General features: G+C 40.6%; 17 protein-coding genes. 7 read left to right on the top strand and 10 right to left on the bottom strand.

Translation table 11 applies throughout. The features are described 5' to 3' along the window. Positions 1 to 197: 197 nt before the first annotated feature. The 4 genes from IPM95_03140 to IPM95_03125 all read right to left on the bottom strand — a co-directional run bounded on the left by IPM95_03140 (position 198) and on the right by IPM95_03125 (position 3537). Complete coding sequence (locus tag IPM95_03140) at positions 198 to 803, bottom strand: hypothetical protein (GenBank protein ID MBK9328312.1); 606 nt, start codon at positions 801 to 803, stop codon at positions 198 to 200. Positions 804 to 840: 37 nt separating this feature from the next. Beyond that, on the bottom strand, positions 841 to 1329 hold the full coding sequence (locus IPM95_03135) for an ABC transporter ATPase (protein ID MBK9328311.1): 489 nt from the start codon (positions 1327 to 1329) through the stop codon (positions 841 to 843). 87 nt (positions 1330 to 1416) lie between these two features. After that, positions 1417 to 2202, bottom strand: a complete 786-nt coding sequence (locus IPM95_03130; GenBank protein MBK9328310.1) for a (Fe-S)-binding protein — start codon at positions 2200 to 2202, stop codon at positions 1417 to 1419. Positions 2203 to 2247: 45 nt separating this feature from the next. Next, positions 2248 to 3537 carry a (Fe-S)-binding protein gene (locus IPM95_03125; GenBank protein ID MBK9328309.1) on the bottom strand — a complete coding sequence of 430 codons (1290 nt, stop codon included), beginning with the start codon at positions 3535 to 3537 and terminating at the stop codon, positions 2248 to 2250. A 114-nt stretch (positions 3538 to 3651) separates the two neighbouring features. Between IPM95_03125 and IPM95_03120 the strand changes: the two genes are divergently transcribed. The 3 genes from IPM95_03120 to IPM95_03110 are packed head-to-tail and all read left to right on the top strand — an operon-like array spanning position 3652 to position 5954. Continuing rightward, complete coding sequence (locus IPM95_03120; protein ID MBK9328308.1) at positions 3652 to 4170, top strand: phosphoribosyltransferase; 519 nt, start codon at positions 3652 to 3654, stop codon at positions 4168 to 4170. Positions 4171 to 4201: 31 nt separating this feature from the next. Continuing rightward, the gene (locus tag IPM95_03115) at positions 4202 to 5287 is read left to right on the top strand and encodes a hypothetical protein (protein MBK9328307.1); all 1086 of its coding nucleotides are present in this window, start codon (positions 4202 to 4204) and stop codon (positions 5285 to 5287) included. A gap of 13 nt (positions 5288 to 5300) precedes the next feature. Next, a complete protein-coding gene (locus IPM95_03110; GenBank protein MBK9328306.1) occupies positions 5301 to 5954 on the top strand; it encodes a YdcF family protein in 654 nt (217 codons plus the stop codon). Here IPM95_03110 and IPM95_03105 read toward each other — a convergent pair whose 3' ends face one another. The 4 genes from IPM95_03105 to IPM95_03090 form a co-directional block, all read right to left on the bottom strand. Then, positions 5955 to 6467 (bottom strand): shikimate kinase, encoded by a 513-nt coding sequence (locus IPM95_03105; GenBank protein MBK9328305.1) that lies wholly within the window; start codon positions 6465 to 6467, stop codon positions 5955 to 5957. A gap of 40 nt (positions 6468 to 6507) precedes the next feature. Further along, positions 6508 to 7569 (bottom strand): ABC transporter permease, encoded by a 1062-nt coding sequence (locus tag IPM95_03100; GenBank protein ID MBK9328304.1) that lies wholly within the window; start codon positions 7567 to 7569, stop codon positions 6508 to 6510. Positions 7570 to 7600: 31 nt separating this feature from the next. After that, on the bottom strand, positions 7601 to 8830 hold the full coding sequence (locus tag IPM95_03095) for a DoxX family protein (GenBank protein ID MBK9328303.1): 1230 nt from the start codon (positions 8828 to 8830) through the stop codon (positions 7601 to 7603). A 62-nt stretch (positions 8831 to 8892) separates the two neighbouring features. Next, positions 8893 to 9438, bottom strand: coding sequence for a DUF1599 domain-containing protein (locus tag IPM95_03090; GenBank protein MBK9328302.1), 546 nt, complete (start codon positions 9436 to 9438; stop codon positions 8893 to 8895). An 81-nt stretch (positions 9439 to 9519) separates the two neighbouring features. Between IPM95_03090 and folP the strand changes: the two genes are divergently transcribed. The 3 genes from folP to IPM95_03075 are packed head-to-tail and all read left to right on the top strand — an operon-like array spanning position 9520 to position 11242. After that, on the top strand, positions 9520 to 10356 hold the full coding sequence (gene folP, locus IPM95_03085) for a dihydropteroate synthase (GenBank protein MBK9328301.1): 837 nt from the start codon (positions 9520 to 9522) through the stop codon (positions 10354 to 10356). After that, positions 10353 to 10943 (top strand): hypothetical protein, encoded by a 591-nt coding sequence (locus IPM95_03080; GenBank protein MBK9328300.1) that lies wholly within the window; start codon positions 10353 to 10355, stop codon positions 10941 to 10943. The genes folP and IPM95_03080 overlap by 4 nt, the downstream gene beginning before the upstream one ends. Beyond that, a complete protein-coding gene (locus IPM95_03075) occupies positions 10919 to 11242 on the top strand; it encodes a hypothetical protein (protein ID MBK9328299.1) in 324 nt (107 codons plus the stop codon). The genes IPM95_03080 and IPM95_03075 overlap by 25 nt, the downstream gene beginning before the upstream one ends. On the opposite strand, the gene IPM95_03070 is transcribed toward IPM95_03075, so the two are convergent. Next, positions 11243 to 12403, bottom strand: coding sequence for a thioredoxin family protein (locus IPM95_03070; protein MBK9328298.1), 1161 nt, complete (start codon positions 12401 to 12403; stop codon positions 11243 to 11245). A gap of 5 nt (positions 12404 to 12408) precedes the next feature. Then, the gene (locus IPM95_03065) at positions 12409 to 12813 is read right to left on the bottom strand and encodes an acyl-CoA thioesterase (protein ID MBK9328297.1); all 405 of its coding nucleotides are present in this window, start codon (positions 12811 to 12813) and stop codon (positions 12409 to 12411) included. An 82-nt stretch (positions 12814 to 12895) separates the two neighbouring features. Between IPM95_03065 and IPM95_03060 the strand changes: the two genes are divergently transcribed. Beyond that, positions 12896 to 14968, top strand: coding sequence for a penicillin acylase family protein (locus IPM95_03060; protein ID MBK9328296.1), 2073 nt, complete (start codon positions 12896 to 12898; stop codon positions 14966 to 14968). Positions 14969 to 14976 lie beyond the last annotated feature (8 nt).

The following is a 14976-nucleotide window of genomic DNA, read 5'->3' as shown; positions in this document are numbered from 1 at the left end:
GGTATATATAGTTGATAAATAAGGGGTAAATTTAAATTCTTTCTGCTTTGAAAACGAATTTATTATTTCGTATAATTGATAATTTTAATAAATAAATTGAAAGAGGGTATTTGCCGGGAATATCTTCAGGAAATGAAGCAAAAAAATATCCGAACACATGATTCAGCGGAATTTATTATTATTTTATATTCATAGAATTATTCCCTGACAGATATAAAAATATCAGCACAGTTTGCAACATTCTTGAAGGGCAGCACTCCCTGGATACTGTCTCCGGGCTGAATTACCTTATTGGATAAATCCAATTGCCTTAAATCCTTTTCCATTTTCTTGTTTGCAGTGTATGCAATGGCAAAATTGGCTGCTGCTACAGGAATACCAAATGGTAGCGGGATAAATTTTTTACTCTCTCTGGGTGGTTTGGGATATACTACTACTCCAAGAGAATAAAGCCAGTATAAGCCTGACTTTTGTTTTATGGCCCTGTTGTATTCATCCATGCTCACCGGTGCAATCGGTACCGTTGCCCCGCAGGAATATTGTAAATCTCTGATGTTGATCGGCAATTCCGATTTATTGACAATCTTCAGCGCTATTAAACTCAAATCCTGCTTCTGTTCCCGTCTGGCAAAAAAGTAATTCCTCATATTATACATGACCCCCTGCCGGATGGAATAGGAAATGGTGTTCTGTTCCCGGAAATTGATGAATGGAATGGAAGACATGTTGATCCTGCGGTAGGGCCGGGCACAACTGGAAATCAGGATAATGGCAGCAAAAAGGATGACGGTGCGAGTTCGCATTGCGAAATGTTTGACCTAAATATAAGAAAAAAGATTGTTATACGGTGAATTTGATGAACGGACTTTCATTTAATGGGATTTCCCACTTCGTCTCAAAATCTTTTTTGGTGGATACCAGATTATTGAAAATGATGGTCTGTTCAGTCAGCTTTCCTTTTTCCATCAGTTCATTCAGTTGCAGCAACGGAAAACTGCCCACCAGTTCATTGGTGATTTTATAGCAGACTTTCATCCGGTCAAAGAAATTAATGTCATAAGCCTGTTCCAGTTCCCGTATTAATTTCACCGAACTGTCTATGGAACAGCCACTCACGTCGCATTTATTCTCATCTGCCATCAACACTAGGAAACGTCTGTAATACAGCGAACCATATCCGGCTACATCCCGTTGGTGGGATTGCCATTTATCTACAAAATTCTCCAGTATATCACTGATATCCCAAACCTCTTCGGGCGTGAAACTTCTGTTTGCCTGGTAAATCCAGACTTTAGCATCATCTGGCAGTATATGGTAAGGTGTCAGCATTTTTCATTTTTTCTCATTGCGAACGAAGTGAATCAATCTCTAAATAAGAAAGGATTGCTTTATTCCCGGTAATGACGTTCGTGAATATTAATAACTGTTCGCCTGTGCAATCAGTTCCGCTATATCCACCACTTTGATCGTATCCTGTTTGTTTTCGTTCTTAACGCCATCTGTTATCATGGTATTGCAGAAAGGACAGGCAACGGCAATCACATCCGGATTTACTTCCATAAGTTGTTCCGTACGTTCGATGTTGATGCGCTTTTTGCCCGGCTCGTCCTCTTTAAACATTTGCCCGCCACCAGCTCCGCAGCACAAGCCATTGGTTTTGCATTTTTTGATTTCTACCAAATCAGCGTCCAGCGCCTCAATCACCGCACGCGGCGCTTCGTAGATATCATTGGCTCTGCCAAGGTAGCAGGAGTCATGATAGGTGATTTTTTTTCCTTTAAAGGTACCGCCTTCCACTTTCAGCTTACCCTCATTGATCAATTGCTGTAAATAGGTGGAATGATGCACAACCTCGTAATTGCCACCCAATGCGGGGTACTCATTTTTCAGGGTATTGAAGCAGTGAGGACAGGTGGTTACAATCTTTTTCACTCCATAATTATTTAGGGCAGCGATATTCTGCTGAGCCAGCATCTGAAATACAAATTCATTGCCCGCACGTCTGGCCGGATCGCCGGTACAGGCCTCTTCCGTTCCCAAAACCGCAAAGTTGATTTGAAGCCGGTTTAAAATTTTTGTGAATGCGACGGTTACACGCTGAGCACGCTGGTCGAAACTGCCTGCACAGCCTACCCAAAACACGACGTCAGGAGTTTTGCCTTCGGCAACTAATTCTGATAGTACTGGTACGTTGTATTGCATGTTGATAATATGTTATAGATTACTGGTAAAAAGGTTATTCTATGATTAATTCAGTTCTTCCGTCCATTTCAATCTGTCATCCGGGGAGAACTGCCAGGGCGCCTGGTTATTTTCCATATTGGCGAATATGGTGTTCCATTCAGCCGGAGAATCTGCTTCGTCCATAATCATGTTTCTTCTCAGCTCCAGAATGATATTCAACGGACTTATATTAACGGGACATTCTTCCACGCAGGCATTGCAGGTGGTGCAGGCGCGCAGTTCTTCTTTTGTAACATAATCACCTAACAGGTTTCTGTTGTCGGCGAAATCAGGGCCGTGTTCTTTTTTGCCTTTAGAAATATCTTCCATCCGGTCGCGGGTATCCATCATGATTTTTCTCGGAGAGAGTTTTTTGCCGGTTTGGTTGGCCGGGCAGGCAGCGGTACATCTGCCACACTCTGTGCAGGAATAGGCATCCAGCAAACTTTTCCAGGATAAATCATATACATCCTTCGCGCCGAATTTGATTTCACCGTCTGTAGCCGGTACGACAAAACTCGGATCCAGCATCGACTTCACTTCGTGTTCGATCGCTGTCATGTTGCGCATCTCACCTTTGGGTTCCGGGCGGGTGAAGAAGGTGTTTGGAAATGCTAGCAGGATATGTAAATGTTTGGAATAAGGAAGGTATACCAAAAAGACCATGACCATGCATAAATGACCCCACCAGCCTGTTTTTTCAATAAAGTGTAATAACCCATTTGGAAAAGAGGATATCATATTCCCCAGAAAACCGCTTAAAATAAAGCCGTATCCTTCACCGTGTTCTTTCATGTGCAGTGCACTGTCACCCGAGTTCATCATGAAGATGAATGTAATCAACGTCAATTCAAATGCCAGAATGTTCAAGGCATCTCTCCACGGCCACCCCTTCAGTTCCGGCATCTGAAAACGAGCCACTTTAAACGTGGTTCTGCGCAAGATGAAAATAATCGTCACGATGAACGTCAGCAGGGATAATATTTCTATGAAGTTGATGACAAACACATAAAGGCTTTCCAGAAAGCTGCCTTCAAAAGCATGATATAAAATGCGGTGTTTACCGGTCAGTCCGTCAATAAATATTTCTATTAGTTCTATCTGAGTAGCAAATGTGAGCTTGAACATTTTTTTCTGTCCGAATGCAATCAGGAACATACTCTTCAATCGGAAACCCAGGGTTGTGTCAATCTGCTCCGGTTTTCCCATATTGATGTTGTCGTAGATTTCCTTAAACTTGCGAAAAGCAACGAAAAAGGAAGCGCCGACAAGAGTGATAAACAACAGGATTTGGATGATAGTTAAAAAACTCATGCTATTTTATTTGAAATTATTGCGAAAATACACCAATATCTATTTATTTTTAAGTCTATATTTGAACGAATGTTTAAATTACTATTTATTTAGAAATAATCTAAATTATTTTTCATGATAATTCCGACCACTGCCCAAAAAATATTAGATACCTCCAAGATAGAATTAAAATTAGACAGAATGTCTTTTCAGGCGTTGGAACTGACATACGGTGATGACCATCTGGTGGTATTGGGAATAGAACCGGGTGGCGGAATCGCCTTAGCCAGAACCATTACTTCAAAACTCAAAGAATACGACAAGGATAAGAAAATTGAATTTTCCTCCGTTTATATCAATAAGCCGCAACCGTTAAGCGAAGAGGTTCGACTGCGAGATGACATTGATTTAAACGGAAAGACGATTCTGCTGGTGGATGATGTAGGCAATACGGGAAGGACGTTGTTTTTTGCGTTGAAACCGCTGACCATGTATCAGCCGAAAAAAATAATTATAGCGGTGCTGGTGGATAGAACCCATAAAACCTTTCCGATAAAGGCGGATATAGTTGGTTTTCCCATCGCCACTACATTAAATGAACATATTATTGTCCGGTTTATGGAAGAAAAAGCGGAAGGTGCCTACTTATTTTGAATTGTGGAATAATATTTGTAAATTAAAAATTATGTATAAGAAAATCCTATGGTGTGCGATGTTTTTTGTTGGTTCTTTCCAACTCGTCGATGCACAAATACTACAGCCGACAGAACAGGAAAAACTCATTACGGAACGCTTTGAATATATCCGTCAGATTAAAAATTATATCGGAGAATTGTACTGGAATAATTTTGCTAAAAATGACTTCCCGGGTACCATCGTTTATTTTACGGATTCTGCCTCCTATTTCATTCATCCAATGCCGGAAATGAAAGAAAAGGTAAGTAAATACAGCCTTTTATATAACGACTACGACTGGAATATCTGGAAGCTGCGGATGCCTTTGGATAGTGCCAAATTTGTGATGGAAACTACCTTCCAGTTTGATCCGAAAGCAAAGGAATATATTAATTACAGAACGCCGGTATTGTTTTGCAGTTCTCCGGAACTTACCAAAAAGGAAAAAGTAGTGATAGGCACCACACAGGAGTGGTCTATAGCGCTGATGCATGAGTTGTACCATCAATATCAATATGCCAATGAGGCCATCCTGACTTATGTGCTGCGTTTGTATCAGGAAAAGAAAATGATTGATATGGACAGTCTGCAAACGATTTATCTGAGCAATCAGGCCTTCAGGGATACGATTGCAATGGAAAATGAACTGTTGAAAAAAGCCTATGCCTCCACCAGTATCGAGGAGGAAAAGCTCCTGTTTACCCGGTTTTTGAAGCTGAGGAATAAACGAAATCTGGATTATTTCAAAAAGAAGAAATTCTGGATTACCACCCCTGAGAACTTCTGGGAAAAACTGGAAGGCTCCTGCCTTATGATGGAAAATCAACTGAAAGGAAATTTCAATAAAATACCGCCTACAGAATATCTGCTGAAAAATGACCCGATGTTTGATAAGTCATTTTCATTTAAAGAAACGGACCCTTCTGAAATCTCTTTTTATACCGAGCTGAAAGATGAGAACTTTTATGTCGGAACAACGGGTTATAATATGGTACGATTGCTGGAAAAACACAAGGTTCCCTATAAAGACAATTTTTTCAGTTACGCATCATTGCCTCTAGATTTGCAACTGAAATATTTTTATAAGATAAAATAATGAATTGTTTTAAATGCGTAAATTAGTTTCCGTTAAAATGTTTCTGAGGGGTTATCTTCCGTTGGTTCTCATCGGATGGGGAATTGTTGTTTATTGTACCTACAGAGTGGAGAATAATGCAACTGGTAAAACTTATGATGACATTGATAAGGTCCCTTACAACAGAATTGGGCTGCTGTTAGGCACCTGTAAGACGATGAATGATAAAAAGACCATCAATCCTTTCTGGCAGTTCAGGGTGGAAGCAGCCTATAAATTATGGAAAGCAAAAAAGATAGATAAGATTCTAATCAGCGGGGATAATGGCTGGCACGGCTACAATGAACCGGAGGATTTTATAGATGCCTTTCATAAGTTAGGCATTCCGGATTCTGCAATGGTTTGTGATTTTGCGGGCTTCCGTACACATGATTCGGTTATTCGCTGTAAGAAAGTGTTCGGTCAAAAGACGGTGACTATCATTTCCCAGCAATTTCACAATGAACGAGCCTTATTTATAGCACGGCGATATGGACTGGAAGCTGTCGGGTTTAATGCTCAGATGGTCAGTTTCAGGGATAACCTGTACAACATGGTCAGGGAAAAGATGGCGAGGGTCTTGCTTTTTGCTGATTTATATGTTTTTAATACACAGCCTCATTTTCTCGGCAAAAAAATCGCCATCTGATTATTGGTTGTGTTGACTGGAATTGTCAATCATTTCCCTTATTTCTTCCACACCGGCATCCCCAGCAAAAATTTTTGCCTTTTCATAATAGGATTTTCTGATTTCTAAACGTTCATCATAGAATTTTTCCAGTTCTTCCGTGGATAAGCCTGTTAGCAAAGGCCGCTTATGTTGTCCTTTCAGTAAACGGTAAACGACCAGTTTTTTTGTCCTGTTTAAGTAAATGGTCAGTCCTTTTTCATTCATCAAATCCATGTTGTCAAAAAAACAAGGCGCACCGCCCCCTGTACTCACTATCCTGTTTTCCGAACTGTCCAACGCTAGTATGATTTCCCGCTCTCTTTGCCTGAAATAGGCTTCGCCTTTCTGTTCAAGGATTTCTTTCACGGTTAGTCCTTCCATTTCTTCAATGTGTTTGTCAATATCCAGGTAATCAAAACCCATCAGGGGAGCCAGATTTCTTCCTACGTATGATTTTCCGCAACCCATGAAGCCTATTAGAAATACAAGCATTGTTTGTGTTTTATATTATTTCTATGTCGGTGAAATTTGCTTATTTCCCGATTCTGATTCTTGGATCCAGTACAGCATATAGGATATCTACCAGAAAACTCATCACAATAAAAACCGATGCGGTAAATAAAACGGTACCCATAGCCACGGGAAAGTCAAATTTTTGAAGTGCATCAACGGCGGTATATCCCAGTCCTTTTATATCAAAAATCACTTCCACAAAAAATGCACCTGCCAGCAATGAGGCGAACCAGCCGGAAATCGTAGTTACCACCGGATTCAACGCATTGCGCAGGGCATGTTTAAACAACACACTTTTAAATGCCAGTCCTTTTGCTCTGGCTGTACGTATATAGTCTTGCGACAATACATCGAGCATGGCGCTTCTGGTCAGCTGAAAGATGATTCCAATCGGTCGGGAGCCGAGTGCAATTGCCGGCAATATCAGATTCTTTAATTCCAGAATTTCGTTGCCGTAATCATCAATCACCGTGAGCCCGCCAGTTTGTTCAAGACCGGTAACATTATGAAGGACAATTCCGAAGAAATAACCCAACACTATGGCTGAAAAATAAGAAGGAACAGAAATACCCAATACAGACAGGGACATGGCTAAATTATCAAACCAGGAATGTTGCTTAACGGCGGCAATCACTCCGAGGAAAATGCCAACAATACTCGCAATAATCATCGCAGCAAAAGCCAGAATGATAGTTTGAGGTAGGGCCCGCTTAAGTATTGCTAAGACTTCTTCTTTGGTTTGGTAAGAGCGGCGCAAAAACGGAGCTTTGATGACCAGTGCTTTCTCTTTACTGACAGAGAGGATTTTTTGATATTTATACTTTTGTTCGGTGGCCACATCATCATAGTGAACGGCAATAGGAGAGAGGTCATTCAAATACAAAGCAAACTGAATGTATTTTGGTTGGTCCAGTCCGAGTTCTTTGTTGATGGCTTCCACCGATTCCACATCTGCGCGTTGCCCCAGTGTCAGACGTGCAGGATCAACCGGTAAAAGATTGAACAAGGCGAAAATGACGAAAATGACGCCAATCAACACCAGTATTCCGTAGAAAAATTTAGTAAGTATGAATTTGTACATAGATTGCCCTGAAAGATGAACGGAAAGATAATTATTTTAAAACACTTTTTTTCAACGCATCGTAGGTGCTTAATTCATTGTAATGGTATTTTCCGGCGATAACGCCCTTTTTCAGAATCAGTAATCCAGGATTGGAACGCATGATGGTTTTTAACGGGGTGGCATCCGCATTATAGATTTCATAATCCATATTGTACTTTTTCTCATATGCCTGCACATCGCTGATGATGCTGCCTGTAAGTATAAAAACATATTTCCCCTCTTTAGCGGCAGCTTCAGCAATTGGCCTGATTTTATCAAACCCTTTGTCGCAGACTTTTTTCAGATCCGGGATAATGATGAAAAATATATGCTCTTCTTCTTCAAAGAAGGAGGAGGAATTGTCGCCTCCGTTGGCATCCTTGATGGCAAAATCCTTGCACTTAGGATCATCGCCTTTTTGAATCATTACATCTTTCCTGTCCACAAATGTCCAGTTATCCATATCCTGCGGCCAGCTGTTTTTGAACTCTTTTACCTCACCGCTTTTCTTGTTTTTATAGATAAAGGTGTTTTCATACTTATAGGGTTTGGCATTTGGCGGCAGTTTCAGGCAATCCGGAATGGAGGTTCCTACTGAATAGGGACGAAAATCTTTAATCGGTTCATAATAGATATTTCTGAATGTAAATACAACCGCTGCAAGCGTCAGCAGGAGGAGTGCAACTTTGTTTATTCTTTTGGGAAGAATTTCCTTGATTGATTTTTGTCCGAATAAGATAATGAGTATCAGTGCAGTCAGGAAAACATCCTTATAAAAGGACTGAACAGGCGCAAGTTTTATGAAGTCACCAAAACATCCGCAGTCTGTTACCTTACCTGTTTTGGCGGAAAATCCGGTCAGGAACGTAAAGAAGGCAATCAACAGCACCAGCAGCCATATGGTGCTTTTTTTCCAGGTTCCTAAAATCAATGCGATGCCCAGGTAAATCTCCAGTACAATCATCAATACTGAAACAGCCAAAGCCTGCTCGGCCATTATCTTCCACAAAAAAGTCAGGGCCGGAACATATTTTTCAAACATTTCAAAATATTCCTCCATTTTTATGGCGGTGCCTGTGGGGTCAATGGCTTTTACAACACCTGAAAAGATAAACCATACTCCGACGAAATAGCGTATGAAATTAATGGCTATATTTTGTTGCTTCAGGAGGAATTTTCCTAAAATTGTCAATGCAAATGCGATGGCAGCAAAAAGTCCTATAAGTGTAATTAGATCCATGGTTTAAATATTTTTAATATAAAAAAATACCGTTTGAGCGTTGTAAGACGCATACGGAAAATCTATTCATTTAATTTAATGATTGCAAAAATGGCATAATTGACGATATCCATATAGTTAGCATCAATTCCCTCAGAAATGATCGTTTGCCCTTTATTCTCTTCAATCTGCTTGATGCGATGCAGTTTGGATAAGATTAAATCCGTATAGGAGCTGATACGCATATCTCTCCAGGCTTCGCCGTAATCATGGTTTTTTGCCAGAAATAATTTCTTTATAGTATCGTATTGATGGTCGTACATTGCATTTGCATCTTCCGCATTCAGTTCAACCGGAACATCTTTTTTGTTTTCCAGACTTAACTGTATCAATGCGATAATACCATAATTGACACAACCTGTAAATTCAGATTCAATACTGTCGCCCACTTTGTTTTCGCCCGTTTCATCAATTGTACGGATACGTTTTGCTTTTATATATATCTGGTCTGTAATGGAGCGGGTCCGCAATATCCGCCAGGAGGTTCCGTAATCTTTTGTTTTATTGACAAAAACAGCGGCACATCTTGCAAATGCACGTTCGTATTGTTTCAATGTCTTTTCGTTCACAAGAAATACTTTAGTTCAATCGCTAAAAATACATAACTTTAACTTCGTTTTCAACCAAAAGTTACAGCGGTAGGAATTTTTATGCAAAATTTTACATTTAATTGCAGAGGTAAGTTACTGACAATCAATAAGCCTATTGTAATGGGTATATTGAATGTTACGCCGGATTCCTTTTTTGATGGAGGCAATTATGTAGCAGACGCTCAATTGATAATGCAAGTGGAAAAAATGCTGAGTGAGGGAGCTGCCATGATTGATATCGGCGGTATGTCTTCCCGGCCCGGTGCATCCATGGTTTCTGCGGAGGAAGAGTTGCAAAGGGTTATTCCTGCCATCAAAATTATTATCCGAGAGTTCCCGGATATTGTTATCAGTATCGATACATTCAGAAGCCGCGTGGTAAAAGAGGCTGTTGAACAGGGGGCAATGATTGTAAATGATATTTCCGGCGGTACGGAAGATGAAAAGATGTTTGAAATCGTGGCGGATTTGAATTGTCCATTCATCCTGATGCATCTACAGGGTGGTATTTCTAATATGCATCAAATTCAGCATTACAATAATTTACTGCCGGATATGATGGATTATTTCATTGCGCAAACGAAGCGGGCCAAAATGTTTGGCATTAAAGATGTTATACTGGATGTTGGTTTCGGATTTTCCAAAACGCTTGAACAGAATTACTACCTGTTGAAGCATTTAAAGGTATTTGAGATCTTAGGCATACCCATACTCACCGGTCTTTCAAGAAAAAGTATGTTGTACAGGTTATTGGAAACAACACCTGAAAATGCTTTGAATGCCACCACGGCAGTTCACATGATTGCTTTGCAAAACGGAGCAGCCATCTTACGAGCGCACGATGTGAAGGAAGCGATGGAATGTATAAAAATTTATGAGATGATGAATACCCTATGAGAACTAAGCTTGTTTTAGCAATACTCTTTTCTCTATCTGCAACATTCTCCAGAAGTGAAGATGTTTCCGGTAAATGGAGGGGGGTGATTATGGGACATGTAGATAATCGGGATTATTTCATAAAGTCAGATTTAATGGAATCTAAGAATGAGACCTGCAGCATGCGGCTGAATTTATTCAGCGGGGATTATTCCGGCGAGTTTTTATTATCCATGCATTTTCAGCAACCTGACAAACTGTGGATTGATTCTTTTAAAGTAGTCAATGAGTTTCCATATATGTACCCCCATATCCGGGATTGTTTTTCAGGATATTTTAAACTCCGAAAAACCGGTGATAGTAAACGGGAACTGGACTTGTATAGAAATCCGGTATTCAGAAAGACCGCCGATTTTATTTTGAAAGACAGTTCGGGCAGCTACAGCCCGGTATTTGAATGTTTTACATCAGTCTTGCTGAAGCCTGTTCAAAATGATACTCTTTTTCTGTTCTGGAAAAGAAAACCGATTCCATCATCAACGGTAAGAAGAGTAAATCACTGGAGCTGGCGAAGAGAAAAGTGGTGGCGGAGAAAGAATGTACGGTGAAGAGTGAGAAAGTCAGCCTGCAGATTTGGGACAACAATCAGGAAGATGGGGATATTGTTTCGCTGAAGCTGAATGAAAACTGGATTCTCATGAATTATCAGCTGAAAAAGGAAAAATTATCTGTTCCCGTAGAATTAAAAACTAAAAACAATCTGTTGTTATTGTTTGCAGAAAACCTGGGGAAGATACCACCCAATACCGCCGCTATTTCCGTAGATGATAATGACACGACTAAAACATTCATCCTGAATTCGGATATGCGCAAAAGCGAGACGGTAAAGCTGATCTTAATGAAATGACTATTTCAGTGATTTCAGAAATGCCTCAAGTTCATAGGACTCTTCGCCGGCGGCTTTTGCCAAATCATATGCCTTTTGTGCATACTGCTTTGCATTCGCTTTGTTATTTAGCTTGTAATACAAACGGGCAACAGTGTCGTTGTTTTCAAACGTACTCTTCAATTCCACCGATCGCAGACCCAGTTTAAGACCTGATTCCAAAACAGACTTGGATGTATAGTTTTCAAAAAGATTATATGCGATGCTGTTCAGTCGTTCATAGTCATTCTGGCAGTAAGTGTTCGCGAATTTTTCAGCCTTCACCGCATATTCTTTCCAGTTGCCAGTTCGTTTCAGCAAACTCAATTCATATTCGGCACAGAGCAGGTCCGTTTTGTCCGGCAGGTATTGCCGGATGACTTTTCGGAAAGCATCTTTATCCGTCCCTTTCTTTGCGGCTTTTTTGGCTTCATTCCAAACCAATTCTTCCAGTAACTCATCTACCTTGTCTTTTCCTATTTCTTTATAGAATGCATCTTTGTTATTTAAAATCATGTTGAATCCTGTATCATTGATGCTGGCGGTCAATGCAAAAATAAACTGAATGGTATTGCTGTTCAGCTGGTTGTTGTTGGCCTGGAAATATTTCAGCATTGACATGGCAGACAGGCTGTCCTGAGCATTGGAGGCAATATAGGAAAACTGTTTCAGAAAGGCGCTGTCTCGCTGGCCTTGCAGGTATTTGTTTCTCAATGTCACATATTGTTTGGTGGAGTCCAGTGCATCGTTGCAGACCTGCATGAAATCCTTAGCCATCATGGAACCAAGGCTACGGTGTACCAGATTACCATTCGGGTCAAAGAATAGATAGGTAGGATAATTTCGAACTTCATATTTTTTGGACAATTCAATGCCTTCCCCTTTTTCCATATCGATTTTGGCACTCACATAGTATGGGTTTATGGTTTTTCCAACTTCCGGCCTTGGAAATATCTCTTTCGCCATCCATTTGCAGGGGCCGCACCAGCTGGCATAGGCATCCAGCAGTATGAATTTATTTTCTTTCTTCGCTTTATCCAGTATTTGCTGCCAGGTGGCATCGTGTTCAAACCGGATACCTGTTTCTTCCGCGGCTAATAGAATTGTGAGTGAAGTGAAAATTAAGAATAAAAGGTGTTTCATTTTGATTAATCTTGTTTAATGGTTGAAATATCAATTTTAAGCGGCTTCTTGTTTTCTCCGATTGCCACGAACTTGAACATGCCTGAAATGGCCAATTCCCGTTTGTCTGAGTTCATAAGTTCAATAAATATTTCCACTTTGATATCCAGACTGGTATTGCCCATCTTTACCACTTTTCCAATCAACTCAATGATAGTGCCACTCGGGATGGGAATGTTGAAATCAATCCTGTCGGAAGTGACGGTTACCATCTTTTGCCGGGCAAAACGGGTAGCGGTTATAAACGCCACCTCATCCATTAATTGCATGGCCGTGCCCCCAAACAATGTATCGTAGTGGTTAGTCGTATTTGGAAATACAGCCTTGAATATATGTGTTTCCGATAGTTCCGCACGTTGTTCGAAAGTCATGGAAGATTTTTCTCAAATTTAATTTAAATCCAGCAGGTATACAATTTTATTATTTTTTATTATTTTCAGCAGATACAATTTTATGAAAAAAATATTCTTTTCGTTACTTGTGGCAGTCTGTACTTTCTCGGCACAATCCGCCTATATCTACCGGAAAGAAAATGTAACCATTGTCCGGGATACATTCGGGGTGCCGCACATTTACGGTAAAGCGGATGCCGATGCGGCATATGGCCTGGCCTGGGCACATAGTGAAGATGCATTCAAATTGATACAGTATAATTTATTGTCTTCCAAAAATATGTTAGGAAGTGTATTGGGAAAAAATGGAGTGTTGATTGATTATGCGATACAGTTCTTCGGCGTTGATACACTGGTGGAAAACAGGTATGAAAACGATTTATCCCCTGAATTCAGGAAAGTGGTGGAAGGCTACACACAGGGAGTGAATGATTATGCGTCGAAACATCCGGAAGAGGTTTTGGTAAAAAACACCTTTCCGTTTTCACCACAGGATGTAATCAAAGGATATGTTACGTTAGGCATTCTGCTGGCAGGGGCGGGTATGGACTTAAAAGCCATAAAAGAGAATCTCACTACTGAATTTTTTCAACCCAATGAAAAAGGTTCGGGTTCCAATGCGATGGTACTTGCGCCTTCGCGGACAGAGGACGGTAAAATATGGCTGCTCGTCAACTCGCATCAGCCAGTTGAAGGACAGATGGCTTGGTACGAGGCGCATATCAACAGCAGCGAAGGTTGGAACTGTCTGGGAGGTTTATTCCCTGGTGGAGTATCTGTTTTTGTTGGATGCAACGAACATCTGGGCTGGGCGCACACCACTGATTACCATAATTTCGGGGATGTCTATAAAATGAAATTAAGTGCCGGTAAGAAACGGTACTGGTATGATGGCGCCTGGAAAGATTTCAGCTATAAGCCAGTCCATCTTAAAATAAAATTAGGTGCCATCAGGATTCCTGTCCGGCGTAAAATCCCTGTTTGTGAATACGGACCGGTCTTTAAAACCAAACAGGGCTGGTATGCCTTGCGTTATCCTTCCGCTTCCGATATTCGCGGTGCAGAGGAATGGTTTAAGATGAACAAAGCTGCTAATCTGGAGGAGTTTCAGCAGGTATTGAAAATGGATGCTTTGCCATTGTTTAATACCACCTATGGCGATAAAGAAGGTAATATCTTTTTTATTTCCGATGGTAAAATACCGCTCCGTGATTCGACACTTGACTGGCAGCGCCCGGTAGCGGGAACGTCGTCGCGGTATAGGTGGACACAACTGTTATCCTATGAACGAAAAATAAAATACCTGAACCCTGAATGCGGTTTTTTATTCAATTGCAATGGTACACCCTTGCAGGCCACTGCCTACGATGAAAATTCGAAAGATTATTTTGTCGGCTTGCAGATGTTCACCTATAACAGGAATGAACGCTTTTCCAGCCTGTTAAATGAACATACGGGTAAATTTACCTGGGAGGATTTTAAGCGTATTAAATTCGATTTGTCGTATGAGCCGGACGGCCGATACAAACGAAATTTCAGTGCGCTTTTCACACTGGATACATCTAAATATCCGGAACTGAAAGATGTCATTATTAAAATAAAAGAATGGGATCTAAGCGGACATTCAACGGACAAAAATGCCGGCATAGCCATGTTGACCAATAAATTCATGAATGGGAGGTCAAAGATTCCATTTGCTTTCTTGATGATAAAGGAAAAACCGCTATCGGAAGAACAGGTCATTGATGCTTTGTCAAAAGCCAAAAATTATTTGTTAAAAAAATTCAAAACTACAGATGTGGAATTAGGTCATTTGCAGCGTCTCGTCAGGGGCAATAAAAGCTACCCAATCAGTGGTTTGTCTGAGGTGCCCAGGGCGGTCGATACCAAGTATGATAAGAAGCTGGGTATTTACAAAATGACGGCAGGAGACGGCTATATGCAATTTATAAAATTTGGCAGAGAAAATGTTGAAATCAACACCGTTTCTCCGTTTGGTGCATCGACGCATCCGGATAGCAAACATTATACGGACCAAATGGAGTTATTTATAAACGGGCAAACCAAGAAAATGTCATTAAGAAAAGAAGAGGTTCTGAATAGTGCAGAACGTAGCTACCATCCGTGGGAGTAATTAACGGC

This window comes from Sphingobacteriales bacterium, assembly GCA_016719635.1.
Lineage (GTDB): Bacteria > Bacteroidota > Bacteroidia > Chitinophagales > JADIYW01 > JADJSS01.
This window is presented reverse-complemented; position numbering and strand designations above follow the sequence as displayed.

What these genes read in the sequence shown, in the direction of transcription:
- IPM95_03125 (MBK9328309.1), bottom strand. Translation starts at nt 3,537, where the DNA reads ATGAGTTTTTTAACTATCATCCAAATCCTGTTGTTTATCACTCTTGTC.
- IPM95_03080 (MBK9328300.1), top strand. Translation starts at nt 10,353, where the DNA reads ATGAGAACTAAGCTTGTTTTAGCAATACTCTTTTCTCTATCTGCAACA.
- IPM95_03065 (MBK9328297.1), bottom strand. Translation starts at nt 12,813, where the DNA reads ATGACTTTCGAACAACGTGCGGAACTATCGGAAACACATATATTCAAG.
- IPM95_03120 (MBK9328308.1), top strand. Translation starts at nt 3,652, where the DNA reads ATGATAATTCCGACCACTGCCCAAAAAATATTAGATACCTCCAAGATA.
- IPM95_03095 (MBK9328303.1), bottom strand. Translation starts at nt 8,830, where the DNA reads ATGGATCTAATTACACTTATAGGACTTTTTGCTGCCATCGCATTTGCA.
- IPM95_03135 (MBK9328311.1), bottom strand. Translation starts at nt 1,329, where the DNA reads ATGCTGACACCTTACCATATACTGCCAGATGATGCTAAAGTCTGGATT.
- IPM95_03060 (MBK9328296.1), top strand. Translation starts at nt 12,896, where the DNA reads ATGAAAAAAATATTCTTTTCGTTACTTGTGGCAGTCTGTACTTTCTCG.
- IPM95_03070 (MBK9328298.1), bottom strand. Translation starts at nt 12,403, where the DNA reads ATGAAACACCTTTTATTCTTAATTTTCACTTCACTCACAATTCTATTA.
- IPM95_03140 (MBK9328312.1), bottom strand. Translation starts at nt 803, where the DNA reads ATGCGAACTCGCACCGTCATCCTTTTTGCTGCCATTATCCTGATTTCC.
- IPM95_03105 (MBK9328305.1), bottom strand. Translation starts at nt 6,467, where the DNA reads ATGCTTGTATTTCTAATAGGCTTCATGGGTTGCGGAAAATCATACGTA.
- folP (MBK9328301.1), top strand. Translation starts at nt 9,520, where the DNA reads ATGCAAAATTTTACATTTAATTGCAGAGGTAAGTTACTGACAATCAAT.
- IPM95_03100 (MBK9328304.1), bottom strand. Translation starts at nt 7,569, where the DNA reads ATGTACAAATTCATACTTACTAAATTTTTCTACGGAATACTGGTGTTG.
- IPM95_03130 (MBK9328310.1), bottom strand. Translation starts at nt 2,202, where the DNA reads ATGCAATACAACGTACCAGTACTATCAGAATTAGTTGCCGAAGGCAAA.
- IPM95_03115 (MBK9328307.1), top strand. Translation starts at nt 4,202, where the DNA reads ATGTATAAGAAAATCCTATGGTGTGCGATGTTTTTTGTTGGTTCTTTC.
- IPM95_03110 (MBK9328306.1), top strand. Translation starts at nt 5,301, where the DNA reads ATGCGTAAATTAGTTTCCGTTAAAATGTTTCTGAGGGGTTATCTTCCG.